General features: G+C 51.4%; 25 protein-coding genes, 1 pseudogene and 1 other annotated feature. Of the genes and pseudogenes, 8 read left to right on the top strand and 18 right to left on the bottom strand.

The features are described 5' to 3' along the window. Positions 1–49 precede the first annotated feature (49 nt). The 7 genes and pseudogenes from arnA to SC206_RS18895 form a co-directional block, all read right to left on the bottom strand. On the bottom strand, positions 50–2,023 hold the full coding sequence (gene arnA / locus SC206_RS18925) for a bifunctional UDP-4-amino-4-deoxy-L-arabinose formyltransferase/UDP-glucuronic acid oxidase ArnA (RefSeq protein WP_332739700.1): 1,974 nt from the start codon (positions 2,021–2,023) through the stop codon (positions 50–52). Next, a complete protein-coding gene (gene arnC / locus SC206_RS18920) occupies positions 2,020–3,006 on the bottom strand; it encodes an undecaprenyl-phosphate 4-deoxy-4-formamido-L-arabinose transferase (protein WP_442976140.1) in 987 nt (328 codons plus the stop codon). The genes arnA and arnC overlap by 4 nt, the downstream gene beginning before the upstream one ends. Before the next feature lie 70 nt (positions 3,007–3,076). Further along, positions 3,077–4,210 (bottom strand): annotated as a pseudogene (gene arnB / locus SC206_RS18915) (UDP-4-amino-4-deoxy-L-arabinose aminotransferase); the annotation flags it as partial. Between the two features lie 521 nt (positions 4,211–4,731). Continuing rightward, positions 4,732–5,481 carry a vitamin B12 ABC transporter ATP-binding protein BtuD gene (gene btuD, locus SC206_RS18910; protein WP_332739696.1) on the bottom strand — a complete coding sequence of 250 codons (750 nt, stop codon included), beginning with the start codon at positions 5,479–5,481 and terminating at the stop codon, positions 4,732–4,734. Between the two features lie 24 nt (positions 5,482–5,505). Continuing rightward, complete coding sequence (locus SC206_RS18905; protein ID WP_332739694.1) at positions 5,506–6,057, bottom strand: glutathione peroxidase; 552 nt, start codon at positions 6,055–6,057, stop codon at positions 5,506–5,508. A 59-nt stretch (positions 6,058–6,116) separates the two neighbouring features. Beyond that, complete coding sequence (gene btuC, locus SC206_RS18900; protein WP_332739692.1) at positions 6,117–7,124, bottom strand: vitamin B12 ABC transporter permease BtuC; 1,008 nt, start codon at positions 7,122–7,124, stop codon at positions 6,117–6,119. A gap of 202 nt (positions 7,125–7,326) precedes the next feature. Beyond that, the gene (locus SC206_RS18895) at positions 7,327–7,749 is read right to left on the bottom strand and encodes a DUF2502 domain-containing protein (protein WP_332739690.1); all 423 of its coding nucleotides are present in this window, start codon (positions 7,747–7,749) and stop codon (positions 7,327–7,329) included. A gap of 360 nt (positions 7,750–8,109) precedes the next feature. On the opposite strand from SC206_RS18895, the gene SC206_RS18890 reads away from it, so the two are divergent. Continuing rightward, a complete protein-coding gene (locus tag SC206_RS18890) occupies positions 8,110–8,250 on the top strand; it encodes a hypothetical protein (RefSeq protein ID WP_332739688.1) in 141 nt (46 codons plus the stop codon). Positions 8,251–8,741: 491 nt separating this feature from the next. Here SC206_RS18890 and ihfA read toward each other — a convergent pair whose 3' ends face one another. The 9 genes from ihfA to SC206_RS18845 form a co-directional block, all read right to left on the bottom strand. Continuing rightward, positions 8,742–9,038: an integration host factor subunit alpha gene (gene ihfA / locus SC206_RS18885; protein ID WP_004717732.1), complete on the bottom strand. Its 297-nt coding sequence runs from the start codon at positions 9,036–9,038 to the stop codon at positions 8,742–8,744. A gap of 4 nt (positions 9,039–9,042) precedes the next feature. Then, positions 9,043–11,430: a phenylalanine--tRNA ligase subunit beta gene (pheT, locus tag SC206_RS18880; protein WP_332739679.1), complete on the bottom strand. Its 2,388-nt coding sequence runs from the start codon at positions 11,428–11,430 to the stop codon at positions 9,043–9,045. Between the two features lie 14 nt (positions 11,431–11,444). Next, positions 11,445–12,428 (bottom strand): phenylalanine--tRNA ligase subunit alpha, encoded by a 984-nt coding sequence (gene pheS, locus SC206_RS18875; protein WP_332739677.1) that lies wholly within the window; start codon positions 12,426–12,428, stop codon positions 11,445–11,447. A gap of 79 nt (positions 12,429–12,507) precedes the next feature. Beyond that, positions 12,508–12,632 (bottom strand) — a sequence feature (Phe leader region). Then, positions 12,583–12,627: a pheST operon leader peptide PheM gene (gene pheM, locus SC206_RS18870; protein ID WP_332739853.1), complete on the bottom strand. Its 45-nt coding sequence runs from the start codon at positions 12,625–12,627 to the stop codon at positions 12,583–12,585. (Overlaps the previous feature by 45 nt.) Before the next feature lie 74 nt (positions 12,633–12,706). Continuing rightward, positions 12,707–13,063 (bottom strand): 50S ribosomal protein L20, encoded by a 357-nt coding sequence (gene rplT, locus SC206_RS18865; RefSeq protein WP_009635878.1) that lies wholly within the window; start codon positions 13,061–13,063, stop codon positions 12,707–12,709. 59 nt (positions 13,064–13,122) lie between these two features. Further along, positions 13,123–13,320 (bottom strand): 50S ribosomal protein L35, encoded by a 198-nt coding sequence (gene rpmI, locus SC206_RS18860; RefSeq protein ID WP_055770082.1) that lies wholly within the window; start codon positions 13,318–13,320, stop codon positions 13,123–13,125. Between the two features lie 99 nt (positions 13,321–13,419). After that, positions 13,420–13,971 (bottom strand): translation initiation factor IF-3, encoded by a 552-nt coding sequence (infC, locus tag SC206_RS18855; protein WP_332739851.1) that lies wholly within the window; start codon positions 13,969–13,971, stop codon positions 13,420–13,422. Between the two features lie 3 nt (positions 13,972–13,974). Continuing rightward, the gene (gene thrS, locus SC206_RS18850; RefSeq protein ID WP_332739669.1) at positions 13,975–15,903 is read right to left on the bottom strand and encodes a threonine--tRNA ligase; all 1,929 of its coding nucleotides are present in this window, start codon (positions 15,901–15,903) and stop codon (positions 13,975–13,977) included. Between the two features lie 248 nt (positions 15,904–16,151). Further along, a complete protein-coding gene (locus SC206_RS18845) occupies positions 16,152–16,784 on the bottom strand; it encodes a transglycosylase SLT domain-containing protein (RefSeq protein WP_332739667.1) in 633 nt (210 codons plus the stop codon). 416 nt (positions 16,785–17,200) lie between these two features. On the opposite strand from SC206_RS18845, the gene SC206_RS18840 reads away from it, so the two are divergent. Then, on the top strand, positions 17,201–18,064 hold the full coding sequence (locus SC206_RS18840; protein ID WP_332739665.1) for a fructosamine kinase family protein: 864 nt from the start codon (positions 17,201–17,203) through the stop codon (positions 18,062–18,064). A 152-nt stretch (positions 18,065–18,216) separates the two neighbouring features. Here the strand turns inward: SC206_RS18840 and SC206_RS18835 are convergent, their stop codons facing one another. Then, entirely contained in the window at positions 18,217–18,765 is a 549-nt protein-coding gene (locus SC206_RS18835; protein WP_332739663.1) for a YniB family protein, read from the bottom strand. 179 nt (positions 18,766–18,944) lie between these two features. Between SC206_RS18835 and hxpB the strand changes: the two genes are divergently transcribed. The 5 genes from hxpB (at position 18,945) to SC206_RS18810 (ending at position 23,855) form a co-directional block, all read left to right on the top strand. Beyond that, complete coding sequence (gene hxpB / locus SC206_RS18830) at positions 18,945–19,610, top strand: hexitol phosphatase HxpB (RefSeq protein WP_332739662.1); 666 nt, start codon at positions 18,945–18,947, stop codon at positions 19,608–19,610. 255 nt (positions 19,611–19,865) lie between these two features. Then, positions 19,866–20,702 (top strand): 5-dehydro-4-deoxy-D-glucuronate isomerase, encoded by an 837-nt coding sequence (gene kduI, locus SC206_RS18825; protein ID WP_332739660.1) that lies wholly within the window; start codon positions 19,866–19,868, stop codon positions 20,700–20,702. A 60-nt stretch (positions 20,703–20,762) separates the two neighbouring features. After that, complete coding sequence (gene kduD, locus SC206_RS18820; RefSeq protein WP_332739658.1) at positions 20,763–21,524, top strand: 2-dehydro-3-deoxy-D-gluconate 5-dehydrogenase KduD; 762 nt, start codon at positions 20,763–20,765, stop codon at positions 21,522–21,524. A 201-nt stretch (positions 21,525–21,725) separates the two neighbouring features. Then, entirely contained in the window at positions 21,726–22,283 is a 558-nt protein-coding gene (locus SC206_RS18815; RefSeq protein ID WP_332739656.1) for a metal-dependent hydrolase, read from the top strand. A 180-nt stretch (positions 22,284–22,463) separates the two neighbouring features. Beyond that, entirely contained in the window at positions 22,464–23,855 is a 1,392-nt protein-coding gene (locus SC206_RS18810; RefSeq protein ID WP_332739654.1) for an L-cystine transporter, read from the top strand. A 114-nt stretch (positions 23,856–23,969) separates the two neighbouring features. On the opposite strand, the gene kdgR is transcribed toward SC206_RS18810, so the two are convergent. Next, the gene (gene kdgR / locus SC206_RS18805) at positions 23,970–24,761 is read right to left on the bottom strand and encodes a DNA-binding transcriptional regulator KdgR (protein ID WP_332739652.1); all 792 of its coding nucleotides are present in this window, start codon (positions 24,759–24,761) and stop codon (positions 23,970–23,972) included. A 246-nt stretch (positions 24,762–25,007) separates the two neighbouring features. Here kdgR and SC206_RS18800 point away from each other — a divergent pair, with 246 nt between their 5' ends. Next, a complete protein-coding gene (locus tag SC206_RS18800) occupies positions 25,008–26,390 on the top strand; it encodes an MFS transporter (RefSeq protein WP_332739650.1) in 1,383 nt (460 codons plus the stop codon). Positions 26,391–26,404 lie beyond the last annotated feature (14 nt).

The raw sequence follows: 26,404 nt of genomic DNA, 5'->3' as shown, positions 1-26,404 counted from the left end.
AAGGCGTTATCCTTCCCTCGCCAAACTTTTTATCACTGCTGACATCACCTTAACGGTCAAAATCAACCGATCGCAGGAAAAAGTCGAGCGTGGCCGCGACCGTTTTATCCATACTGACTTCCGGCTGCCAGTCGAGCAGTCTGCGGGCGTTTTTAATGCTTGGCGTACGGTGCTCAACGTCTTGATAACCTTTGCCATAATAGCTGCTGCTTTCGACCTCTTTCATGCCGGCAAACGGCGGGAAGCGATCGCGAAGAGGATGCGCCTCAAAGCTTTCGAGCAGCATCTCGGCTAATTGGCGAATGCTCGCTTCGTTGTGCGGATTACCAATATTTATGATTTGACCGTCACACAGGTTGTCGCGATTTTCAATAATTCTAAACAGCGCTTCGATTCCATCGTTGATATCAGTGAAACAGCGCTTCTGCTCGCCGCCGTCTACCAGCTTAATCGGCGAGCCTTCAACCAGATTCAGGATCAGTTGAGTAATGGCGCGCGAGCTGCCCACTCTGGCGGCATCAAGATTATCCAGACGCGGCCCCATCCAGTTAAACGGCCTGAACAGCGTAAAGCGCAACCCTTCTTTCGCGCCGTAAGCCCAGATAACGCGATCCAGCAGCTGCTTGGAGATCGAATAGATCCAGCGCTGTTTGTTGATAGGCCCGACGATTAATCGCGAGGTATCTTCATCAAACTCTTTGTCGTCACACATGCCGTACACTTCAGAGGTGGACGGGAAAATAATGCGCTTTTTATACTTCACGCAGTCGCGAACGATTTTCAGATTCTCTTCAAAATCAAGCTCGAAAACGCGTAGCGGATTGCGGGTGTATTCAATAGGCGTGGCGATAGCGACCAGCGGCAGCACCACGTCACATTTTTTGATGTGATATTCAATCCATTCCGAATGAATGCTGATATCGCCCTCAACAAAGTGGAAATGCGGATTGTCCATGAAGCGGCCAATTGCATCGGCGCTGATATCAAGGCCATAAATTTCATAGTTATCATCGCGTAACAAACGCTCGCTGAGATGGTTACCGATAAAACCGTTAACCCCGAGAATAAGCACTCGCGTGCGACGTCGAGTTATCGCCGTGGGTTTGGCAGACAGGCAGACGTCGGGCATGATGCCCATTTCGGCCGCCAGACGCGCGCCCTGCACGTAAAGACCTGACTCGTTTTGGCCCGTTACAATCTCGACCGCCCCTTCACCACAGGCGACTATCAGCGGATCGCTGGACAGCACCGTACCCGGACGTTTTTGATGTTGAATCTCAAGCACGCGACTGCGCCACACGGTTAATTTACGCTCACCGAGATAGCTAAACGCGCCGGGATAAGGCTCGGTTACGGCGCGCACCAGATTGTGGATTTGCTGCGCTGATTGCTGCCAATGAATTTCGCCGTCGGCCGCGGTTCTGCGACCAAAATAGCTGGCCTGAGATTCGTCCTGCGGCGTCAGCGAAATCTCGCCCATCAACAGAGTGGGCAACGTTTTCTGCAACAGCGTTTGCGCAGCGTGTTTTAACTTGCCGTGCAGAATCAGCGCCGTATCCTGCGGCTCAATGGCGACAGCCAACTGACTGACGATATCGCCCGCGTCGGGCCTTTTGACCATTTTATGCAGCGTCACGCCCGTTTCTGTCTCACCGTTAAGCAACGTCCAATTAACCGGCGCGCGTCCGCGATAGCGCGGCAGCAATGAGCCGTGCAGGTTAAACCCGCCGACGGGAGCCAGCGCCAGCAGCGCCTCGCTCAGCATATTTCGATAATAGAAGGAGAAAATAACGTCGGGCTGCAACTGACGAATGCGCTCGAGCCACAGCGGATGATTGACATCTTCCGGCGCGTATACGGGCAGGTTGAGCTCGGCACCAAGGCGGGCAACCGATGAGAAAAAGTGATTTTCATCAGGTGCGTCGGCGTGCGTGAACACTGCCTGCACCTCGTAACCTGCAGCCACCAGCGCTTCAAGAGCAACACAACCAATATCGTGATAGGCAAAAACGATCGCTTTCATGAGTTATTTTCCTGATCTGTAACGTTATCTTTGGCCGTAGCCCCGATAACTTTTTGAACGAAATAACGGGGACGCGCGCGAACATCGGTGTAAATACGCCCGATGTATTCGCCGAGCAGACCCATGCCGACAAACTGCGCGCCAATAAACATAAACAGCACGGCAAAGAGCGTGAACACGCCTTCGGCCGCCCATTCCGAGCCAAATATCAGCCGCATAAATATCAGTGCCAAAGCCAGCAGGAAGCCGAACAGCGCAATGACGCTGCCGACCACGCTCAGCAAACGCAATGGCGTGGTGGTTAAACAGGTGATCAGGTCAAACATCAGATTGACCAGCTTCATAAAGCTGTATTTAGAATCACCAAATTCGCGCTCGGCGTGCAGCACTGAAATTTCGGCCGTGCGGCGCGCGAAGGTGTTGGCAAGGATAGGAATAAAGGTGCTTCGTTCGCGACACTCCAGCATGGCGTTGACGATGTGGCGACGATAGGCGCGCAGCATGCAGCCGTAGTCACCCATAGCTTTTCCCGTGGCCCGTTGAATCGTTTTATTAATAATTTTTGAGGCTTTCTTTCGAAACCACGAATCTTGTCGCTGGGCGCGCACGCTGCCGACCACGTCATAGCCTTCTTCGGCTTTCTGCACCAGTCGCGGGATCTCTTCGGGCGGATTCTGCAAATCGGCGTCCAGCGTGATGATCAGATCCCCTGAAACCTGATTGAATCCGGCCATAATGGCGGCGTGCTGGCCATAATTTCGATTGAGCAGCACGGCAATAACGCTATTTTCAGGCTGTTCAGCGGCGGCGGCCAACAGCTGCGCCGAGTTATCCGTGCTGCCATCGTCAATCAGGATAATTTCAAATGACTGCGTCAATTGATGGCAGGCCGAAAGGGTGCGAGTCAGCAGCGCAGGTAAACTCGCTTCCTCGTTAAATACGGGAATAACGACCGAGACTTTCTTGATTTCATCAAACTTCAACACGAGACGTCTCCGGCAGGGATTTTTCTAACATTGCTTTCTCAAGCTCTGATTTCTCAAACATTGATTTCTCGAGCAGGGATAACAGTACGCCCGTGACGCGGTCGACATCGCCTTCCTGCATGTCAGGAAACAGCGGCAAACTGCACAGACGCGCGCTGTTCCATTCGCTGTGCGGCAGGCTCAGCGCAGGATAGCGATCGCGGTAATATTTTTGGGTATGCGCTGCGCGAAAATGCAGGCCGGTGCCGATCCCCTGCTCTTTCAGCGCCTCCATCAGCGCGTCTCGAGTGATGCCGCAACTGGCTTCGTCAACGCGGATCATAAAGAGATGCCAGCTGTGCAAATGTTCATAATCAGGGCGTTGCAACGGTAAAAATGGCGTGCCTTCTAGTCTCTTCAAATAGCGTTGGGCCAGCTCTTTTCGTCGGGTATTCATTTCTGTTAAACGTTTGAGCTGCACTACGGCGATCGCGGCATGAATATCTGAAAGGTTGTATTTGTAACCTGGTTGAATAACTTCGGCCTGTGCGCGGCGGCCCTGTTGCTGGCGATCAAACGCATCGACCGCTAAACCGTGGAATTTCAACATTCTGACACTGGCCGCCAAGGCGTCGTTATCAGTGGCGACAATACCGCCTTCTGCGCAGGTCATATTTTTGATGGCATGAAACGAAAAGATAGCCGTGCCCTGCGCGCCAATCCAGCGGCCGTGATATTGACTGCCCGCCGCGTGCGCCGCGTCTTCAACTATTGCAATGTTATGCTGCTCAGCCAGCTGATAAAGCGGGTCGAGATCCAGCGGCGCGCCGGCGTAATGCACGGGAATAATGGCTTTGGTTTTTGGCGTAATGGCGGCGGCAACCTGCTCGGGGCGGACCATGAGCGTATGCGGATCGACGTCAATCATCACCGGTTCAGCGCCTAACAGCACAATCATGTTGAGCGTCGATACCCAGGTTTGCGAAGGCGTAATGACCTCGTCACCCGGCCCGATACCCAGCGCCAGCAGTGTCAGGTGCATGCCGCCCGTTGCTGAACTCACTGCGATGGCATGTTTACAGCCGAAACGCTCACAAAAGTCTTGTTCAAGCTGATGAGTTTGCGGGCCAGTGGTAATCCATCCGCTGCGTAATACCTGCTCGACGGCAGAGATCTCATCTTCTCCCATCGATGGACGTGAAAAAGGCAAAAAATTTTCCATGATGCTTATCCTGTAGTTAGCAGTTATGAGTTAACAACCAACAATTACGGGTTAACAATTATGAGTTAACAACTAACAATTAAAAGTTAACAAACAACAATTAACGAAGATTCGTTGACGCATTACAGTTAACAATCAACGAATATAAGCTGGACCGGTAATGCCGTTATTAATAAGACTGTAACGTCTAATTAATTAACAGTAAGTAAACGGCAGTCGTTAATAACAGGAGGATTATTTTCGTTTAAGCTTAATTTAACCTTAAGACAGCATCGTGCCGAACCAAGCCCGAGGGCTTAATATTTTAACCAATAAAATCAATAACATGAAAACAACAAACTGATAAACCTTCTTTTTTCGAGCAGTTTTACGCTCAGTTTATTAAGGTTTGCATCTCGTTTTTTTGATTCTGTTAATTCACCGTTTAATATAAATACGCTTTTTCTGATTATTTATAAAGAGAGTGAACTTCCTACTAAAAAAGAAACGTAAAGATTATCTTAAAGATGTTGAAGATATATTTAGACTGTCATCAGCCACGATTTTCCAGCAACCCGATGCTGCTCAAAATTAACGCCGTAAACCGGCTGCAAGGTGGCTGGTTGTAAAACCTCATTCGGCGTGCCCGTTTTGATAAATGCACCTTCTGCCATTAGCCAAACCTGTGAGGCGTGGTGCAAGGTATGATTTAGGTCGTGATCGCTGATAATCGCGACGCCTCCTGCTGCACAAAATTCTGCAACCAGCAGGTCGGTCGCCTGCTGATGGGCAATGTCCAGACTGTTTGCCGGTTCGTCGAGCAGAAGAATACGGCCCTGCGGATTAATTGTCGGCCACACCTGTAATAATGCCGCGACCAAACGCACGCGCTGCCATTCACCGCCAGAAAGTCGGGTGATGGCTTTACTCAGCTTGTCGAGCAGGTGCAGGCGGCTGCACAGTCTGGTTAAAGTACTTTCAAGCTCGGCAGGGCTGACACCCAGCGGCTGATGCAGTGAAAGATATTGATAGACCGGCATCGCCGAAAGCGGCAAATAGTGCTGACACAGGTAGCTTCGACAGCGGGAGAGTGCCTGTCCGGAAAATGCTGACAGCGGCTGACCCTCGATAAAACGTTGCCCTTCAGCAGGCAGCATTCCGGCAATGCTCGCCAGCAAGCTGCTTTTACCTGCGCCGTTCGGCCCGATAATATGCACGCGACTGCCTGCGGCAACCTCGGCACTAAAAGGCTGAAAACGGCCCGCAACGGCCAGTTTCTCCAGTGTCAGCATCGGCCTACCTCAACAAATTTTTAATTAGCTGGCCAGCGCGCGATTAATCGCCTCGACCAGAACTGGATCTTCTGGCGTCATATCAGGGGCAAAACGCTGTATGACCTGACCGTCACGACCTATCAGGAATTTTTCAAAATTCCACAGGATATTGCCGGGTTGCTTCGGCTCGCGTCCCTTGCTCGCCATACGCTGATAAAATTCGCTGCCTTCCGGTCTCATCGCTTCAGGCTGGGCGCTTACAAGAGCTTTGTAGAGCGGATGACGACCTTCGCCGTTGACTTCAATTTTGCTGAACAACGGAAACTTCACCCCAAATTGGGTGCTACAGAAGGTTTGAATTTCCTCTTCCGTGCCCGGCTCCTGCGCGCCGAATTCATTGCACGGGAAACCCAACACCTCAAAACCCTGCTCGTGACAGCGCTGATACAGACTCTCCAAGCCTTCATACTGTTTGGTCAGTCCACACTGCGAGGCCACGTTGACCACCAGCAAGACCTTGCCTTCAAACGCGCCCAAGGTGGTCGATTTGCCATCGATGGTCGTCAGAGGGGTGGCATAAATTGCATTACTCATGAGTCATATCCTGTTGTGATGGTGTAGTTGAATACTCTTGTGAGCGTTGAGACGAAACGTTAATCGCCTTTTTCGGCCCGTGATAGCAACCAGATAAACAGCGGCGCACCTAAAACTGAAGTCACCACGCCGATGGGGAGCTCGGCAGAATAGAGCGCGACGCGCGCGGTGACATCGGCCAGCAGCAATATACCGGCCCCCGCCAGCGCACAGGCGGGCAGCAAACGTCGTTGATCGGTCATGCCGATCAACCGTAATAAATGAGGAATAACCAGCCCGACAAAACCGATGACGCCCGCCAGCGCGACGCTAATCCCAACTATCCAGCCCATCGCCAGCACCAGCAAATTGCGCCACAGGGCGATCGGCAGCCCAAGCTGCTGCGCCTGACTTACGCCCAGCGCCAGTAAATTCAGCGTTTTTCCCTGAAAGCAGAGCCACAGCAGCACGGGTAATAACAGCATTCCTAACCATGACTGACGCCAATCGATGCCGCCAAAGCCGCCCATCATCCAGTACATCAGCTGACGTAAATCCAGACTCGAACTAAAGTACACCGCCCACGTCATGATGGCGCTACAGATAATGCCAATCGCCACGCCGACCAGCAGCAGCCGTGAGTGCGCAAACAGCCGTTTGCGGGCAAAGTGCAGCAGTAGTAACGTCACGGCCAGCGCGCCTGCGACAGCGCTCAGACTCATCATCCACACCGGTAACAGCCCGTGTCCGAGCATTACGCAGGCCACCAGCGCGACCCCGCCACCGCTGGCGACGCCCAGCAGCCCCGGTTCGGCCAGCGAATTTTCAAACAGCGATTGCATCACCGCCCCGCTCACCGCCAGACCCGCACCGACAAGCATCACGGCCAGCGCCCGCGGCAGACGAATCTGCCAGACAAACAGTTTTCCAGCGGGCGTAAGCCATTGATCGGGCCAAAGCCAGCTGTCACCGGCACACAGGCTCAGCGCCAGCACGCAAATCAACAGGCCAAGCAACAACCACAGCCGTTGGCCGTCGCGACGCTTTTGGCGAATTTCGAGCTGCGTGAAGGTAGGAAGCGATGACATAGGCAGAATACAGACTCCTTGCTGATTATCTTCCTATATTAACCAGTTAACGGGCTATTTGAATAATTTTGCGAGGCTTCGCGGAAAATTGACAAAAAAAACCGCCGCAGAATTTTTTACGATTCTTTGCGACGGTCCAGATTAGCGGTGTTTTCACGGGCCGGATTAATTAGCGCCCGAGATAACTCACCGGTATTCGCTGTTAGTGGTGCTGATCCTGCGGCGGCACGGGTTGGCCGTGTCCCTGATTGCCCTGCGGACCCTGTTTATCCTGTGGACGGTCGTTGCCGTGGTTCGGCTCACCGTGCGGCTGCGCGTGTTGCGGCTGCGGATGTGGTCGACCCCCCTCGTGTTTCGGTGGCGGCGCAGCTTCCCAACGGTTGCCATGCCAATACATGCCGCGATTATTGCGCTCGCCCATGCGTTTGTTCTGGTGGTTACGCCACCACTGCGGGGTACGCCAGTCATAGCCATCCCAATAGTCGCCGCGTGAGTTCTTATCGCCAATGTGAATGGATCCACCCGGGACGTTCAAATCGACAGAAACATTAGCCTGCGCAACATTAATCTGAGCGACGGCAGGCAGGGCCAACGCGAGACACAGCATCAAATGAGATTTTTTCACAACGTTCACCTTAATTATTTTTGATTCTGCTGAATTCATATTTTATGACTTCCTGCAAAATCCAATTTCTGCAGAATCTGAAGCTCTGCGGAATCAAAAGTTCTGCGATTACAGTTTTGCTGGAGTTTTTATAGCAGGGGGAATTTTGGCTGAATATGAGAATAAAGGAGTTTTTCAGTTAACTTGCAGCTTACTTACAATAAAAAAACAAATGTATCCTGACTGAAATATATCAGCAGGATCTTGCGTAAATATTATTCAGTTTTCATAACTGCGCTAACATCTCTTAACGTTAGTCTGACAACAGTTAAGTTTTGTTTTATCTATAATCGAACTGTTTAATCAAACAAAGGAATAATTATGCGTCGTATATTGGCATTTGTTACCGTAGCTCTGGTCGCCTGTAGCCTCAGCGGCTGCTTATTCCCTCCATTCTGGGGTCCAGGTGGCGGCGGTGGTCACGGTGGTGGCGGCGGCGGCGGTGGTTGGCACGGCCGTTAATTTCCACTAAAACTATTCTCGTACAACAACTTGCTCGTATTAGTTAACGTTATTACAGCTATTATTGCAGTTAAGTTGTTTAAAATGAGAATCTTTATCGCATGAACTGTTGTTATCAACGTGGGTGATAAACCCAATGATGCTGTTAAATCGAAAGCGTTTCATGCGAATAATATCAAAAGGGGCTTCGGTCCCTTTTTTATTGTCTATTTTTCGCCGGCGCACTATTTGGCTTAATGTAATTTTTGACCACGTTTATTAATGTCAAAAAGCAAAGTCTACTAAGTCAAACACGCTAGGTTAAATCAGTCTTTCTGCTACGAAATTTAATCTATCAGACTATTCTTGAAGATCCCAACACCTTAACAATATCTTTTCATTTCTGCCGAATACTTTTCAAACGACACATTTGGCTCATACTTTCGCGCCCTGCTGCCCTGAATTTTGCCCAAAAAAAAGGCCGCAAGAAGCGGCCTTTTTATTAGTATTGCTTATTCCTTCGGAGTGGCGTTTTCCACTCTGCTTTTCAACTTCTGTCCTGGACGGAAGGTCACCACACGGCGCGCCGTAATAGGAATGTCCTCGCCAGTTTTCGGGTTACGCCCCGGACGTTGGTTTTTGTCACGCAGATCAAAATTGCCAAAGCCAGACAATTTAACTTGTTCACCATTCTCTAAAGCACGACGTACCTCTTCAAAGAACAGCTCAACCAGGTCTTTGGCATCCCGTTTGCTCAGCCCGAGCTTCTCAAACAGGTGTTCTGACATTTCAGCTTTAGTAAGCGCCATAGGTTCAATCCCTCAAGGATGCTTGGAATCGCTGTTTTAGAGCCTCTACACATCTTGCAACAGTAGCGGCGATCTCCTCTTCTTCCAGTGTACGAGCGGTATCCTGCAATACCAGACTGATAGCTAGACTTTTAAAACCATCCGCTACGCCCTTGCCACGGTACACGTCAAATAAGTTTACGCCAACTACCTGATTTGCGCCAACTTTCTTACACTCGACCAAAATATCGTCTGCGGCGACGTTTTCAGGGACCACAATTGCGATGTCACGACGGTTCGCAGGGAAGCGAGAAATCTCGCGCGCATCAGGCAGGACGCGGTCTGCGAGCTTATTCCACAACATTTCGAACACGACAGTACGACCATTCAGGTCAAGCTTGCGCTCGAGTTCTGGATGCACTACTCCAATGAAACCAATACGTTCGCCGTGTAAATAAATGGCAGCACTTTGCCCCGGATGCAGCGCCGGATTCACTTCGGCCTTGAACTGAATGTGGTCCAATTTGCCGGTAAGCTCAAGAATCGCCTCAAGATCACCCTTCAAATCGTAGTAGTCAACGGCATTGCGCGCCAGATCCCAATGTTCCTCATTTCGGTTGCCCGCAATCACGCCAGACAGCATGACATCCTGACGGATACCCAAATAAGCTTCAGAATCAGGCACAAAGCGCAGGCCACTTTCGAACAAACGCACGCGATTCTGCTGGCGATTCTGGTTATTGACTACCGCAGAGAGCAGGCCCGTCCAGAGTGAGAGGCGCATAGCGGACATCTCTACGGAAATCGGGCTTGGCAGCATCAGAACTTCTTCACCCGGATGCAACCACGCTTGAACTTTAGGGTCCACGAAGCTGTAAGTGATCGCTTCCTGGAAACCGCGATCAACCAGCAGATTTTTAACGATTTTGAGAGATAGATCGGCTTCTCGATGCTGGGTCATGACCAAATCGGCTTTAACCGGCACATCAGGGATGTTGTTGTAGCCGTAAACGCGCGCCACTTCTTCAACCAAATCTTCTTCGATTTCCATATCGAAACGCCAGCTTGGCGCGATTGCCGTCCAGCTACCCGCCTGAACCTCAACCTCGCAACCCAGACGCTGCAGAATATCGGTAACTTGCGCATCTTCAACGTGGTGACCAATCAGGCGATCGAGCTTTTCACGACGCAGCGTGATTTTAGCCGCTTTCGGCAATGCCGAATCGGTAGTGACATCGATAACCGGTCCTGCCTGCCCGCCACAAATTTCCAGCAGCAGCGCGGTAGCACGCTCCATCGCCTTGTATTGCAGCGCAGAGTCAACGCCACGCTCGTAACGGTGTGACGCATCGGTATGCAGCCCCTGACGACGCGCGCGGCCCGTGATTGACAGCGGATTGAAGAAGGCGCACTCAAGCAGCACGTCCTGCGTCTCTTCGTTGACGCCAGAATGCTCGCCGCCGAAGATTCCGCCCATTGCCAGCGCTTTTTTATGGTCAGCAATGACCAGCACGTCTTCATTTAACTTGGCGGTGGTCCCGTCGAGCAAGGTCAGCGTTTCATCTTTCTGCGCCAAACGCACCACAATGCCGCCTTCGATACGATTCAGATCGAAAGCGTGCATCGGCTGGCCCAGCTCGAGCAGCACGTAGTTGGTGATATCGACTACTGGATCGATAGAGCGAATTCCGCAACGGCGCAGCTTTTCGCTCATCCATAGTGGCGTCGCGGCGGCAACGTTAATGCCCTTCACTACGCGACCCAGATAACGCGGACAGGCTTCTGTCGCCTGAACGTCGATAGGCAGCACGTCGCTGATGGTTGCTGGCACAGCGTCCATGGCAGGCGCGTTCAGCGGCAGCTGGTTGATTACCGCCACATCGCGAGCAACGCCTATAATGCCCAGACAGTCGGCGCGGTTAGGCGTCACGCTGATTTCGATGGTGTTATCGTCGAGTTTCAGGAATTCGCGAATGTCGGTGCCGATTGGCGCGTCCAGTGGCAATTCGATAATGCCTTCGCTTTCGACATTGATACCCAGCTCGGAGAACGAACACAGCATCCCTTCGGACGGTTCGCCACGCAGCTTGGCCGCCTTGATTTTGAAATCGCCCGGCAAGACTGCACCAACGGTCGCTACGGCCACTTTCAGGCCCTGACGACAGTTTGGCGCGCCACAGACGATATCTAGCAGGCGATCGCCGCCGACGTTGATTTTGGTCACGCGCAGTTTGTCGGCGTTTGGATGCTGGCCGCACTCCACCACTTCACCCACGACCACGCCGTGGAAAGCGCCGGCAACGGCATCGACGCCGTCAACTTCCAGACCGGCCATGGTAATTTGTTCGGATAATTCTTCGCTGCTGATGGCTGGGTTTACCCACTCGCGCAACCAGAGTTCACTGAATTTCATGTGATATTCCCGCCTTACTTAAACTGTTTGAGGAAACGCAGATCGTTTTCGAAGAATGCACGCAGATCGGTCACGCCGTAACGCAGCATGGTCAAACGCTCCATGCCCATACCGAAGGCGAAGCCTGAATAGATTTCAGGGTCGATGCCTACGCTACGCAACACATTTGGGTGAACCATGCCGCAGCCCAGCACTTCGAGCCATTTGCCGTTTTTACCCATCACGTCGACTTCAGCGGAAGGTTCGGTGAACGGGAAATAGGACGGACGGAAACGAATTTGCAAATCGGCTTCAAAGAAGTTGTTCAGGAAGTCGTGCAGCGTGCCTTTCAGATTGCTGAAGCTGATGTCTTTATCGACGATCAGCCCTTCCATCTGATGGAACATCGGCGTGTGGGTCTGGTCGTAATCGTTACGATAGACGCGGCCCGGCGCGATGATACGGATTGGCGGCTGCTGGTTTTTCATGGTGCGGATCTGCACGCCAGAGGTCTGGGTACGCAGCAAACGAGTAGCATCAAACCAGAAGGTGTCGTGGTCGGCACGCGCCGGGTGATGACCCGGAATATTCAAGGCATCGAAGTTATGATAGTCATCTTCGATTTCAGGACCGGTCTCGACGGAGAAGCCCAGTTCGCCAAAGAAAGTCTCGATACGGTCGATAGTGCGGGTGACCGGATGCAAACCGCCGTTTTCGATACGACGGCCAGGCAGTGAGACATCGATAGTCTCCTGTGCCAGACGCGCATTCAGCGCGGCAGACTCGAGCTCGTTCTTGCGCGCGTTAAGTGCGTCCTGAACTTCCTGCTTGGCCTGGTTAATCACCGCGCCGGCAGCCGGGCGCTCTTCCGCTGGCAGTTCGCGCAGAGACGTCATCTGCAGGGTCAAATGACCCTTCTTGCCTAAATATTCGACGCGAACCAAATCTAACGCGGCGACGTCGTGGGCACTCTCTACGGCTGCCTTGGCTTGGGCAACCAGTTCTGCGAGATGTGACATTGCTTTCCTCTTCTTCTGGCCGATATGACCCGATGTGAAATAAAAGTTTGAGTAATTCTTTTTTTAGTTCGGCATTAGCAAAAAAAAAGCCTCCACGAGGGAGGCTTTAGCGCTAGTTTCCGTTTCTTCTCTTACGCGCGAAAGCCTTCCTGAGTTAGGCGCTAAAGTAAAAAAAGAAGCGGAAAGTAGCAGCATTCATGCGTGCAGAACCTTAATAAAAGAAATGCGATCGGTCTTTCAAATATAAAAGAGGGAGCAAGCTCCCTCTTTCACCTGACTTACGCCAGAGCTGCTCTCGCTTTTTCGACCAGTGCAGAGAATGCCACTTTGTCGAATACTGCGATGTCAGCCAAGATCTTACGGTCAATTTCGATCGAAGCTTTTTTCAAGCCGTTGATGAACTTGCTGTAAGACATGTCGTTCTGACGAGCTGCTGCGTTGATACGCGCAATCCACAGCTGACGGAACTGACGTTTCTTTTGACGACGGTCACGGTAAGCGTATTGACCAGCTTTGATAACAGCCTGGAATGCAACACGATATACGCGCGAACGGGCACCGTAGTAACCTTTCGCCTGCTTTAAAATTTTCTTGTGACGTGCACGTGCAATCACACCACGTTTTACGCGAGCCATATGCTCTCCTGAGTTTTATTCTTGATTAAAAAAAAGTGATATATCTTAACGATATATTTTTAAGCGTACGGCAAACATGCAGCAACGAGACCCAAATCGTTCTTGGATACCATGCCTTTTGGACGCAGGTGACGTTTACGCTTAGTCGATTTTTTGGTCAGAATGTGACGCAGGTTAGCGTGCTTACGCTTAAAACCGCCATTGGCAGTCTTTTTGAAGCGTTTAGCGGCGCCGCGTACTGTTTTGATCTTTGGCATTATTAATAATTCCACTTCGCATTGTTAATAACATGAATCAGTAAGGCGAACATGACCCACAGTGTGCGAACACACCGTGAGCCAGGCTACTTGAGAGCCTTATTGTTTCTTCTTGGGTGCGAGCACCATAATCATCTGACGGCCTTCGATCTTCGTAGGGAAGGATTCGACCACTGCCAGATCAATATCTTCACACAGGTCTTTACGGACGCGGTTAAGCACTTCCATACCGATCTGCTGGTGCGCCATTTCACGACCGCGGAAACGCAGTGTGATCTTGGCTTTATCGCCATCTTCCAGAAAGCGAATCAGGTTGCGTAGTTTGACCTGATAGTCGCCATCATCGGTACCAGGTCGGAATTTGATTTCCTTAACCTGAATGACTTTTTGCTTCTTCTTCTGTTCTTTGGTCGATTTGCTCTTCTCGTAGAGGAATTTGCCGTAATCCATGATTCGGCAGACCGGCGGCTCGGCATTCGGACTGATTTCTACTAAATCAACACCAGCTTCCTCAGCTTTTTCAAGAGCTTCATTTAAACTCACAATCCCAATTGGTTCGCCATCGATGCCCGTTAAGCGAACTTCTTGCGCGCGAATCTCTTTGTTAATGCGATTTGGACGCGCCGGTTGAACTCGTTTTCCGCCTTTAATACTTTATTCCTCCAGTTGATGAAGACTTCTGTTGCGGATCTCCGCCAACAGTTTGTCTACGACTTCGCTAACGTCCATGCTTCCCAGGTCTTTACCGCTTCGGGTACGAACGGCAACTTTGCCTGCTTCGACCTCTTTATCGCCGCAAACCAACATATAGGGAACACGACGCAGCGTGTGTTCGCGAATTTTAAAGCCAATCTTCTCATTTCTCAAGTCGGCTTTAGCGCGAATACCTGCATCTTGCAGTTTTTTGGTCAATTCTTCGACGTAGGCAGCTTGTGAATCGGTAATATTCATTACCTCCACCTGTACCGGCGCAATCCAGGTTGGGAAAAAGCCCGCGTATTCTTCAGTGAGAATACCAATGAAACGTTCCATTGAACCCAAAATTGCTCGGTGAATCATAACCGGGGTCTTACGGTCGTTGCTTTCAGCGACGTAAGTAGCGTCTAAACGCTCCGGTAATGAAAAGTCGAGCTGCACAGTACCACACTGCCACGCACGATCCAAACAATCATGCAAGGTAAATTCAATTTTTGGTCCGTAGAATGCGCCTTCACCCGGCTGATATTCGAAAGCAATATTGTTTTCGACTAACGCAGCAGCAAGGTCTTTCTCGGCACGGTCCCACATTTCATCAGTACCAATGCGTTTGGCCGGACGGGTTGATAATTTAACCGCAATCTTTTCAAACCCAAAAGTACCGTACACATCATAGACCATTTTGATGCAACTATTTACTTCTTCACGAACTTGCTCTTCGGTGCAGAAGATATGGGCGTCATCCTGAGTGAAGCCACGCACGCGCATCAGGCCGTGCAATGCACCTGAAGGCTCGTTACGGTGACAGCTACCAAATTCAGCCATACGCAGCGGCAAATCACGATAAGACTTCAACCCCTGGTTGAAAATCTGCACGTGACCCGGGCAGTTCATTGGCTTGATACAGTATTCACGCTTCTCGGAAGAGGTAGTAAACATCGCATCTTTGTAGTTGTCCCAGTGCCCGGTCTTTTCCCAGAGCACGCGGTCCATCATGAACGGGCCTTTAACTTCTTGATACTGGTACTCTTTCAGCTTCATGCGCACGAAAGCTTCCAGCTCGCGGAAGATAGTCCAGCCGTCGTTGTGCCAGAACACCATGCCCGGCGCTTCGTCCTGCATGTGGTAGAGGTCAAGCTGCTTGCCGATTTTACGGTGATCGCGCTTGCCCGCTTCTTCCAGACGTTTCAGGTAAGCACCCAGCTGCTTCTTGTCAGCCCAGGCCGTGCCGTAGATACGCTGCAACATTTTATTGTCGCTGTCGCCACGCCAGTAAGCACCGGAGGTTTTCTGCAGCTTGAAATGATGGCAGAAACGCATGTTCGGCACGTGCGGACCCCGGCACATATCGACGTATTCTTCGTGATGATACAGGCCCGGACGATCGTCATGGCTGATGTTTTCATCAAGAATGGCAATTTTGTACTGCTCACCGCGACTTTCAAAGGTGTCGCGCGCTTCCTGCCAGCTGACTTTCTGTTTAACAACGTCGTAATTCTTTTCAGCCAGTTCGTGCATGCGCTTTTCAAGCAGATCGATATCTTCCTGAGTCAGCGTGTGGTCCAAATCAACGTCGTAGTAGAAACCGTTGTCGATGGTAGGACCGATAGCCATTTTGGTGTTAGGCCACAGTTGCTTGATGGCGTGGCCCAGCAGGTGCGCACAAGAGTGACGGAGAATTTCGAGTCCGGCTTCATCTTTTGCGGTAATAATGGCTAATTGAGCATCGTTCTCGATGAGATCGCCGGCATCAACCAGCTCACCGTTTACTCGACCGGCGATACAGGCTTTCGCAAGACCCGGACCGATATCCAGTGCTACATCATAGGGAGAAACGGGATGATCAAACTGACGCTGACTACCGTCAGGGAGAGTAATAACTGGCATGTTCTTTCCTTACCTACAGTGGTGCCCCACACGACAGAGCACATATAGAAAAAATATATGTATTTGACTTCATCTGGTTGATCGCGCTATTCGACTTTACCTTGCCAAATATGTACACGTCTGAGCTCAAAATACGGCAGAGCGTAGAGTGCGACGCGAAAAACTGGGTAGAGTGTAGCATCCGTAAAGCGCATTTTTCCAGCAACTTACGCGGATGCAGCACGATTTATTCGTTGGACCACGTAAACTTAGCGCATCGCCAGATAGGCGTTGTTCACTTTCCAGAGGTAACGCGGGGCCTGTGCGGCTGGATGGTTTTCCTGAATGTGTTTGTAAAACTGTTCAGGGGTCATCTGATTGATTTTCGCGACGGCATAAACCCTGTCTTTCGAGAAGGTTCTCAGAAGCGCGCCAGCGCCGTTTGCATAAGCAACTGTGGTGGCATAACGCAGCGTTTGCGGATTGTTAATCCCGGCCAGCTGCTGCTGCAACATGCTTAGGTAAGCGGTACCCAAATCAATATTTACGGTCGGATCTTTTAATGCCGAGGTTGAAGGCTGTCCGTTGCGCCCTTTCAGTCGGTAGGCGTCGCGCCCGGCGGTCGAGGCCTTGAGCTGCATTAATCCGACGGCATTCGACTTGCTCACTGCACCGGGGTTAAATCCGGACTCAACCTGAATAATCGCTTTAACGAGAGTTTCATCAACGCCATAAGTGCTGGCAGCCTGCTTGATAACACTTCCGTAAGGCCCCTGATGCATTAACGAAGGGGTGTCGGGAATACGCTGTTGAGGGAGCAATTTGCTTGTTTGCGTTGGGGTTTCTTTTGCGCACCCAACTAGAAATAGCGCTGTCGTCAAATAAAGAAATTTGAGTTTCAAATGAGTTATCTCGCAACCAGGACGAAAGCAAGCATATACATATTTTTTGAGCACCTAAATAAAATTTTCGACTAAAATCGATAATGGTAGATGAAACAAGGATCTGAGGTTTTAGTCGATCGGATAAATCCTGTATTAATGTCAGGTTTGGTATAGAAACGGCTATTCAGCACGTTTTAATCTTCAAAGCCTAATATTTGAATAAATTTAACTGCGATTGAATCTGCACATTCAAACTACACTGAAAGTGAAAATGAGTTGAATTTGAACTTATGCTTGAACTTGAAAAACTTGAAGTGAAACGGCTTATCTGCGGATTAACCAGTTTTAATTCAGGCTGTGCGATCGATCGGCGTTTTCACGCGGAATAAGCGCTAACGTAATGAATTATCAGGCCAGTCAGAAGGGGTGAAACCATGTGGCAAGCCGTTAATCGTCTGTTGAGTGAACATCTGGGCAGTGCCGAAATTCGTGAGCGTGTCGAGCTTCCCGGCGGTGAAATTCACGCAGCCTGGCGTCTCAGTTATGGCGATCGCGAAGTGTTCGTGAAGTGTAACTCCCGCGAATTATTGCCTATTTTTGCTGCCGAAGCCGATCAACTGGCGCTGCTGGCAAAAAGCCAAACCGTGAACGTTCCCGAAGTTTACGGCGTCGGCAGTGATCGCGATTACAGCTTTTTGCTGCTTGAATACTTCCCTATTGACTCGCTTGACGTTGATAATGCTCATCTTTTAGGCCAGCAGCTGGCGGCACTTCACCAGTGGAGCGAACAGCTTGAGTTTGGTCTGGATTTCGACAACGAGCTGGCGACGGTGCCGCAACCCAACGCCTGGCAGCGTAAATGGTCGACCTTCTTTTCGCAGCAGCGCATCGGCTGGCAACTCCAGTTGGCGGCTGAAAAAGGGGTTATCTTCGGCGACACCGAGCTGATTATCGAACGGGTGCGGGCCAAGCTGCAAAACCACCAGCCTCAGCCTTCATTGCTGCATGGCGATCTCTGGCCGCACAACTGCGCGCAAAGTGCCTTGGGTCCGCTGATTTTCGATCCCGCCTGTTACTGGGGTGACCGGGAATGCGACCTTGCGATGCTGCCGCTTTATCCTAATATTCCGCCCGAATTGCTCGACGGCTATCAAAGCGTGACGCCTCTTCCGGCAGGATATATCGAACGTCAGCCACTCTATCAGCTCTATTATTTATTAAATCGCAGCAACCTGTTTGGCGGCCAGCATAGCGTGGTGGCGCAGCGGGCAATCGATCGTTTATTGCTAGAAACCTAATATATATCTCAGCTAATATGCATAAAAAAGCCTGAACATAATAATATGATCAGGCTTTGCTTTATTCAGGTTTTCTTCAGGTTTCTATCAGCTTTTAATCAGGTTTCACTCAGACCGAATTCACTTTTTTCCAGTCTGGATGAAAGCCAAAATCAGTGAATCAACCCTAATAATTTCAAGACGAAATAGGCCACGACAGCAATAATTAACGGCAGAATATACAGCGGGAAATATTGCAGGAAAATAGTGTGGCGAGGAATGACAATTCGCTCTTCAATTTGCTGCTGAGTACGCGCATCAACGCCTTTAGTCTGCTCCAGAATCAACTGGTCCTGCACGCCTTCACGAATATGCCTGACCTGCCGCGACATTCGCGCCCCGCTCGCCTGCAATGCCAGCCCGACAAAAATAAGCCAGTAAATCAGGATGAACATCAGATTAGCGCTGGTCACGCCTTCGCCCAAAACCGGAAGCGGCGCGTTATTCCAGAAAACGTTCAGGAACGGCGTATTAAATTTCGCCATGTCCACCATCACGTGAACAAAATCGACCATTACGGCATTAATGCCCTTTTCTGCCTTGGCCTGCTCGTAAAAGAAGTTGAGCAGTGAAATTATCGTCGACAACAACGCCGGAATAAAAATTACCCATCCCAAGATACGTTTAATGACGGCGACGCGTCCTGCCTGTTGATACGTCATGAATTCCCCTTGTTAGGACGTCTCGTTAGAGAGGTCAGTTTAACCATAGTTAACGAAACGCGCCCAAAAAATTAGTTAACATCTTTTAGTCCCTCACTATTTCCCTCCTGAGCGGCCAATATCTCTGTGTTATGCTCAATTCACAACCCGCAAATTCAGTGTAATAGGGAGTGGTAAAAATGAGTCAGGTAAACCCCGTTCAGGCCGCGATTTTTGACATGGATGGTCTGCTGATTGATTCGGAACCGTTGTGGATGCAGTCGGAGCTGGAGATTTTCGAAAGCGTCGGCGTCGATATTTCTAAAAAGGATCTGATTCCCTCTACGTTAGGTCTGCGCATTGACCAAACCGTGCGTCTTTGGGCGCGAGTATTGCCGTGGAAAGGCGTGAGCGAGGCCGAGGTGACGGCGCGAATTATTGCCCGCACGATTGAACTGGTCGAGCAAACCCGCCCGCTGCTGCCCGGCGTAGAAGACGCGCTGAAGCTGTGTCAGGCGCGAGGCCTCAAGATTGGCTTGGCGTCGGCGTCTCCGCTGCACATGCTCGACAAGGTGCTCGAGATGTTTAATCTGCAATCCTATTTCGAAATTCGCCAGTCGGCCGAGCACCTGCCTTACAGCAAGCCGCACCCGGAAGTTTATCTACGCGCCGCCTCGGCGCTCAACGTTGATCCGCTGGACTGCGTCACGCTCGAAGATTCGTTTAACGGCATGATAGCCACCAAGGCCGCGCGGATGCGCTCGATTGTCGTACCCGATCACCTGCTGGGCGACGATGCCCGCTGGGCGCTGGCTGACGTGAAGCTCTCCTCTTTAACAGAGCTTAAGGCTGAGCATCTCGGCTAGGCGTGGCTGTGCGAAAATCGCTCCTTACTAAAGATGATTTCAGCGGACTTTCGAGTCCGCTTTTTTTGTCTCTTTTCCCTTCAGCTTGTCCCAATAATCCGAAACATTGACCCCGCCCACAAAAATTAAAACAGCATTTCATTTTTATTGAATTCATTTCCCAATCGTCCTATGCTTCTTTCATCAGGGCGATTCGGGCTGCCTTTTATCCCGCTTTGCCCCCTTCCATTCCGATCATTAAGAAGAGGCAATGACATGCAAGTTCGTCAAAGTATTCACAGCGATCACGCGAAACAGCTCGATACTAGTGGCCTGCGCCGCGAGTTTCTGATTGAAAAAATCTTCGAGCAGGATGCTTACACCATGACCTATAGTCACACCGACCGCATTATCGTCGGCGGTATCATGCCCGTGAATAAAACGGTGTCGGTAGGTGATGAAGTCGGTAAGCAACTTGGCGTGAGCTATTTTCTTGAGCGCCGTGAATTAGGCGTGATTAATATCGGCGGCCCCGGATTAATTGTGGTCGACGGTAAAACCTATGAAATCGGCAATGAAGAAGCGCTGTACGTCGGCAAAGGCGCGCAGCAGGTTGAATTCAGCAGCGTTGAGGCGAGCCGCCCCGCCAAGTTTTACTACAACAGCGCGCCGGCGCATTCTCGCTTCCCGGACAAAAAAATCACCCTCGCCGAAGCTTCACCGCAGACGCTGGGCGATGCCGCCACCAGCAATCGCCGCACCATTAATAAATTTATCGTGCCGGACGTGCTGGAAACCTGCCAGCTGACCATGGGCCTGACCAAGCTTGAAGAAGGCAGCCTGTGGAACACCATGCCTTGCCACACCCACGAGCGCCGCATGGAAGTCTATTTCTACTTTGATATGGACGACGACACCGCCGTTTTCCACATGATGGGTCAGCCGCAGGAGACGCGTCATTTACTGGTTCATAACGAGCAGGCCGTCATTTCGCCAAGCTGGTCAATCCACGCGGGCGTCGGCACCAAACGTTACACCTTTATCTGGGGCATGATTGGCGAAAATCAGGAGTTTGCCGACATGGACCACGTCGCCGTCAGCGACCTGAGATAGTTTTTTTGAAACGAAAATAGAAAGAGAGTTTGCGTGTCAACTAACGGGCGGGATAGAGCTATGGTGCTTAACAGTTTTGATTTGCAAGGGAAAGTGGCGCTGGTAACCGGCTGCAATACGGGCCTGGGACAGGCAATGGCGATAGGTTTGGCGCAGGCTGGCTGCGATATTATTGGCGTCAATCGCTCTGAACCGAACGAAACGCTCGACGCGGTTCACGCCCTTGGCCGTCGCTTTCTCGATTTACGCGCCGATCTGACCAGCATCGAGGCTATCCCGCGTTTACTTGAAAGCGCAGTCAGCGAAATGGGTGGCGTCGATATTCTGGTTAATAATGCCGGAATTATCCGCCGCGAAGATGCGCTGAATTTTAGCGAAAAAGACTGGGATGACGTGATGAACGTTAACAGCAAATCGCTGTTTTTCATGGCGCAGGCGGTCGCGAAACAGTTTATCAAACAGGGCGGCGGCGGCAAGATTATCAATATTGCCTCGATGCTCTCTTTTCAGGGCGGGATCCGCGTGCCGTCTTATACGGCGTCGAAAAGCGCGGTGATGGGCATTACTCGCCTGCTGGCCAACGAATGGGCCAAACATCACATTAACGTCAACGCAATCGCGCCCGGATATATGGTGACGAACAATACCGAGCAGCTGCGCGCCGACGAAGGACGGAGTCAGGAAATTCTCGACCGCATTCCTGCCGGACGCTGGGGCGAGCAGGAAGATATCATGGGTCCCGTGGTATTTCTGGCGTCGCGCGCCTCGGATTATGTCAACGGCTATACGCTGGCGGTAGACGGCGGCTGGCTGGCACGTTAAAGGCGTTTTACCTTAGGCATGATCGCAGAGTGAACATAGCGTGTCCGAGTGTGAATAAAAGCGTCATGACACTGTCACGGCGCAATAATTTTTGCATTAATTATCAACGCGTTGACAAATAGTTACAGCGTAACACCTACCGCGCGAAAAGGCTTTCACCTATACTGGATAAAATAACAGTTATTCAGTTTCGGAAGCATTATGACTGCGGAAGGTCACCTCATTTTTTCTATCGCCTGCGCAGTGTTCGCTAAAAAGGCACAATTATCGCCTGAGCTCGCTCACGGTGACTGGTGGCATATTATTCCAGCCTCGCTATTGATGTCGCTGGTGCCTGATATCGATCACCCAAAATCCCTGCTCGGACAGCGGCTCAGGTTTATCTCCGCGCCGATTGCGCGAATATTCGGCCATCGGGGCTTTACGCACAGCCTGTTGGCCGTGGCCGCTGGCGTATTTTTGTTAAAAACCCGTTTGCCTCAAGATTGGGTCATCCCGATTGACGCCCTGCACGGCATGGTGATTGGCTATTTGAGCCATATTCTGGCCGACATGCTGACACCCGCCGGCGTGCCGTTATTGTGGCCCTGCCGCTGGCGATTCCGTTTTCCTATTATTACCTCGCAAAAAGGTAATCAGCTGGAGCGGATTTTCTGTTTGATAATGGTCGGACTCACCCTCTTCTGGCCCGATTGGTCGCCCATCATTGGTGCAATCAATCCGCATAGCCTAGACTTTATTTTGAGGTATTTGACTTAATTGAGTCTACAAAACAGCCGGATCGTTCACTCTACATACAATATTAAACGAAAAGTAATAGGCCATTCTTTTTGGTTATAAGAGCTCCCCTTTTTGATCTGTTAATCTACGCCCATCGCAAGCGCCGCCAAAAATTCTTCTGGCGGCCTTCTTAAATATACTTTTTCTGGAGTTCTGGGTATGAATCTTCCGCTCATTCTGAATGTAGTGGTTTTCGTCGTTCTCCTGCTGCTGTTGGCTAAATCAAGCCGCGCGCAGTGGAGTTTGGCGAAAAAAGTTCTCGTTGGCCTGCTGGTCGGCGTGGTGTTTGGTCTGGCCTTGCAGCTCATATACGGCTCGGACAGCGCCGTGCTGAAAAGCTCGATTCCGTGGTTCAATATTGTCGGTAATGGCTACGTGCAGCTGTTGCAGATGATTGTCATGCCGCTGGTGTTCGTCTCGATTCTCAGCGCGGTGGCGCGTCTGCATAATGCGTCGTCGTTGGGTAAAATCAGCTTCCTGACCATCGGCACGCTACTGTTTACCACGCTGATTGCCGCGCTGGTTGGCGTGTTTGTCACCAAGCTGTTTGGCCTGACGGCGGAAGGTTTGGTGCAGGGCACGCAGGAAACCGCGCGTCTGGCGGCTATTCAAACCAACTATGTGGGCAAAGTGGCCGACCTGACCGTGCCGCAGATGATTCTTTCCTTTATTCCTAAAAACCCGTTTGCCGACCTGACTGGGGCAAGCCCGACCTCGATTATCAGCGTGGTGATCTTTGCTGCCTTCGCAGGCGTTGCGGCGCTGCAACTGGTAAAAGACGATGCCGAAAAAGGGCCGAAAGTGTTGGCGTTTATCAACATTTTGCAAGCCTGGGTGATGAAGCTGGTTCGTCTGGTGATGAAGCTGACGCCTTACGGCGTGATGGCGCTGATGACCAAAGTGGTCGCCGGTTCAAACATCCACGACATCATCAAGCTGGGCAGTTTTGTGGTGGCCTCTTATCTGGGTCTGGCGATTATGTTTGCCATCCACGCCCTGCTGCTCTCCTTTACCGGCGTGAATCCGGCCCGATTCTTCCGCAAGGTTTGGCCCGTGCTGTCGTTTGCTTTCACCAGCCGTTCGAGCGCCGCGACCATTCCTTTGGCCGTTGAAGCGCAAACCCGCCGTCTGGGTATTCCAGAATCAATCGCCAGCTTTGCCGCCTCCTTTGGCGCCACTATCGGCCAGAACGGCTGTGCAGGACTTTACCCGACGATGCTGGCAGTAATGGTTGCGCCAACCGTGGGCATCAACCCGTTCGAGCCGATGTGGATCGCAACGCTGGTCGGCATCGTGACGCTTTCCTCTGCCGGTGTGGCGGGCGTAGGCGGCGGCGCGACCTTTGCTGCGCTGATCGTTTTGCCTGCCATGGGTCTGCCGGTTACGCTGGTCGCGCTGCTGATTTCCATCGAGCCGTTGATTGACATGGGCCGCACCGCGCTGAACGTCAGCGGTTCAATGACCGCAGGCACCATCACCAGCCAACTGCTGAAACTCACCGACAAAAAGGTGATGGATGAAGACGAGCACGCCGAGCTGGCGCATCGTTAACAGCGATTTCTGAAAGGCAAAAAGGCGAAGCATCGAGCTTCGCCTTTTTTATTGCCAGAGGAACAGGATCAGAGGAGGACGCGCTTAAAATGGCCGCAGTTAAAACGGCTGCACTTAAAACGGATAGTCGTGGAACCCCATCTGCTCGGAGATATTGCGCGCCGCCGTGTGCAGCATCGCCACATAATCCTTTTTGCTCTCTTCCGAGAAACGAATGGTCGGGAACGAAATACTCAGGCCCGCAATGACCACGCCAAAACGGTCAAACACCGGCACCGCGATGCAGCGTAAGCCCTGCTCCTGCTCTTCGATATCTTCGCCAAAGCCCTGCTCGCGCACCTTTTCTAGTACCTTAACCAAACTCGGCACGTCCATAATGGTGTTATCCGTGCTGCGGGTAAACTGCATCTCGGCCAGCAAGGCTTTAACGTCGTTCGCCTCGCCCCACGCCATCAACACTTTGCCGATAGCCGTGCTGTGCAACGGATTTCGACGACCAATCCGCGAATGCATGCGCAGGTTATACATTGAGTCGATTTTATGGATATAAACGATGCCATCTTCGTCGAGCGCGCCAAGGTGAATCGTTTCACGCGTCAGGCGCGAAATTTCACGCATCTGGATGTCGGCAGAGCGAATCAAATCAACGTTTTGCAGCGCTTTTGCTCCTAGTTCGAACAGTTTCAGCGTCAGGGTATACTTTTCGGAATCCCCTTCCTGATCGACATAGCCCAGCGATTTCATGGTCTGCAAGAAGCGATAAACCGTGCTTTTCGACATCATGACGCGCTGCGAAAGTTCGGTAATGCCAATCTCGCGTTCTTCACCCAGCGCCTGCAAGATGCCAAACACTTTCAAAACCGATGAAACGGAATCGGGTTGCTTATCAAGTTCAGCGATGGTCATAATTTTATCCTGCTTAAAGGTATATGAATTCATTATTTCACAAATAGCCAGGCGATACTTTTTTTGTTTCATAAAAAATGGAACGCTATTTCTAAACAATTGAACTCGATCGCATTTTGGCCTGTTCAAAAAGTGTTAATTCTGGTTACAATTAATAAAGTCCTGTCACCGCGCGTCAAAAAGGACGTTGAGTAGTTAGCGTGGTAATATTTCCTTCACTTATTAGCTACCAGCTGACGCCCAGACATGACAACCACGGTTAACGACGGCCTTCCCGCCCCTCAACGCTACGGCGCAATCTTGACCATTGCGTTGGGTATTACGGTTTCTGTGCTCGACGGCGCGATCGCCAACGTCGCGTTACCCACGATTGCGCAAGACCTGAACGCCAGTCCCGCCTCCTCGATTTGGATCGTTAACGCTTACCAATTGGCGATCACGGTCTCGCTGCTGTCGCTGGCATCGCTCGGGGAAATCTTTGGTTATCGCCGCATCTATATGATTGGCTTGGTAGTATTCAGCTTTACGTCTCTCGCCTGCGCCCTCTCTGATTCACTGCCAACGCTGACTTTGGCGCGCGTGTTACAGGGGCTTGGCGCGGCCTGTATCATGAGCGTCAATACGGCGATGGTGAGGATAATTTATCCGCAGCGCTATCTCGGACGCGGAATGGGCATTAACGCGCTGATTGTCGCGGTTTCTTCTGCCGCTGGGCCAACCGTCGCGGCGGCTATTTTGTCGGTCGCCAACTGGCCGTGGCTGTTCGCCATTAATCTGCCTATCGGCCTGCTTGCCTTCTTTATGGGGCTTAAATATCTTCCGGCCAACAGTGTTAAAACGGCGGGTCAAAAGTTCGATTTTATCTCCAGCGTGATGAACGCCCTCACCTTTGGCCTGTTAATCAGTGCGATGAGTGGTTATGCGCAGGGGCAAGATCACCGACTGATTCTGGCGGAAGTGGTCGGGCTGCTGGTGATTGGCTGGTTCTTTGTTCGCCGCCAGCTCAACAAGTCTTCGCCGTTGCTGCCCGTCGATCTGCTGCGCATTCCGATTTTTAGCCTGTCGATCGGCACCTCGATGTGCTCTTTTGCCGCGCAGATGCTGGCATTTGTGTCGCTGCCGTTTTTCCTGCAAAACACGCTCGGGCTGGACGCGGTTTCTACCGGCCTGCTGCTTACTCCGTGGCCGCTGGCGACGATGGTCATGGCGCCAATCTCCGGGCGTTTGGTCGAACGTTATCACGCGGGCATGCTGGGTGGCATCGGTTTGGTAGTCTTCTCACTGGGACTTTATTCGCTGGCCTTGCTGCCGGACCACCCTTCTTACCTGAATATTATCTGGCGGATGATTATTTGCGGCGCCGGTTTTGGCCTGTTCCAATCACCCAATAATCACACTATCGTCTCCTCCGCGCCTCGTAGTCGCAGCGGCGGCGCGAGTGGCATGCTCGGCACGGCGCGCCTGCTGGGGCAAACAACCGGTGCGGCGATGGTCGCGCTGATGTTTAACCTGTTTGGCGTTCACGGAACCCACGCCTCGCTGATACTGGCCGGTTCGCTGGCGCTCGGCGGCGCGTTTATCAGTCTGCTGCGCATGACGCAGAAATCGGTGATTCAGCAGAAAAGCTGATAATCCGCAAAACG

This window comes from Rouxiella sp. T17, assembly GCF_036663475.1.
Taxonomy (GTDB): domain Bacteria; phylum Pseudomonadota; class Gammaproteobacteria; order Enterobacterales; family Enterobacteriaceae; genus Rouxiella.
Note: the sequence above shows the minus strand (reverse complement) of the source record. Positions and strands in the feature narration are given on the sequence as shown.

Bases quoted from the DNA above. Each gene is read 5' to 3' on its own strand.
- SC206_RS18815 (WP_332739656.1), top strand. From the start codon at position 21,726: ATGACTGCGGAAGGTCACCTCATTTTTTCTATCGCCTGCGCAGTGTTC.
- pheS (WP_332739677.1), bottom strand. From the start codon at position 12,428: ATGTCACATCTCGCAGAACTGGTTGCCCAAGCCAAGGCAGCCGTAGAG.
- SC206_RS18810 (WP_332739654.1), top strand. From the start codon at position 22,464: ATGAATCTTCCGCTCATTCTGAATGTAGTGGTTTTCGTCGTTCTCCTG.
- hxpB (WP_332739662.1), top strand. From the start codon at position 18,945: ATGAGTCAGGTAAACCCCGTTCAGGCCGCGATTTTTGACATGGATGGT.
- kduD (WP_332739658.1), top strand. From the start codon at position 20,763: ATGGTGCTTAACAGTTTTGATTTGCAAGGGAAAGTGGCGCTGGTAACC.
- SC206_RS18905 (WP_332739694.1), bottom strand. From the start codon at position 6,057: ATGAGTAATGCAATTTATGCCACCCCTCTGACGACCATCGATGGCAAA.
- arnA (WP_332739700.1), bottom strand. From the start codon at position 2,023: ATGAAAGCGATCGTTTTTGCCTATCACGATATTGGTTGTGTTGCTCTT.
- btuC (WP_332739692.1), bottom strand. From the start codon at position 7,124: ATGTCATCGCTTCCTACCTTCACGCAGCTCGAAATTCGCCAAAAGCGT.
- SC206_RS18835 (WP_332739663.1), bottom strand. From the start codon at position 18,765: ATGACGTATCAACAGGCAGGACGCGTCGCCGTCATTAAACGTATCTTG.
- thrS (WP_332739669.1), bottom strand. From the start codon at position 15,903: ATGCCAGTTATTACTCTCCCTGACGGTAGTCAGCGTCAGTTTGATCAT.
- btuD (WP_332739696.1), bottom strand. From the start codon at position 5,481: ATGCTGACACTGGAGAAACTGGCCGTTGCGGGCCGTTTTCAGCCTTTT.
- pheT (WP_332739679.1), bottom strand. From the start codon at position 11,430: ATGAAATTCAGTGAACTCTGGTTGCGCGAGTGGGTAAACCCAGCCATC.
- kdgR (WP_332739652.1), bottom strand. From the start codon at position 24,761: ATGACCATCGCTGAACTTGATAAGCAACCCGATTCCGTTTCATCGGTT.
- ihfA (WP_004717732.1), bottom strand. From the start codon at position 9,038: ATGGCGCTTACTAAAGCTGAAATGTCAGAACACCTGTTTGAGAAGCTC.
- kduI (WP_332739660.1), top strand. From the start codon at position 19,866: ATGCAAGTTCGTCAAAGTATTCACAGCGATCACGCGAAACAGCTCGAT.
- SC206_RS18890 (WP_332739688.1), top strand. From the start codon at position 8,110: ATGCGTCGTATATTGGCATTTGTTACCGTAGCTCTGGTCGCCTGTAGC.
- rplT (WP_009635878.1), bottom strand. From the start codon at position 13,063: ATGGCTCGCGTAAAACGTGGTGTGATTGCACGTGCACGTCACAAGAAA.
- rpmI (WP_055770082.1), bottom strand. From the start codon at position 13,320: ATGCCAAAGATCAAAACAGTACGCGGCGCCGCTAAACGCTTCAAAAAG.
- SC206_RS18800 (WP_332739650.1), top strand. From the start codon at position 25,008: ATGACAACCACGGTTAACGACGGCCTTCCCGCCCCTCAACGCTACGGC.
- SC206_RS18840 (WP_332739665.1), top strand. From the start codon at position 17,201: ATGTGGCAAGCCGTTAATCGTCTGTTGAGTGAACATCTGGGCAGTGCC.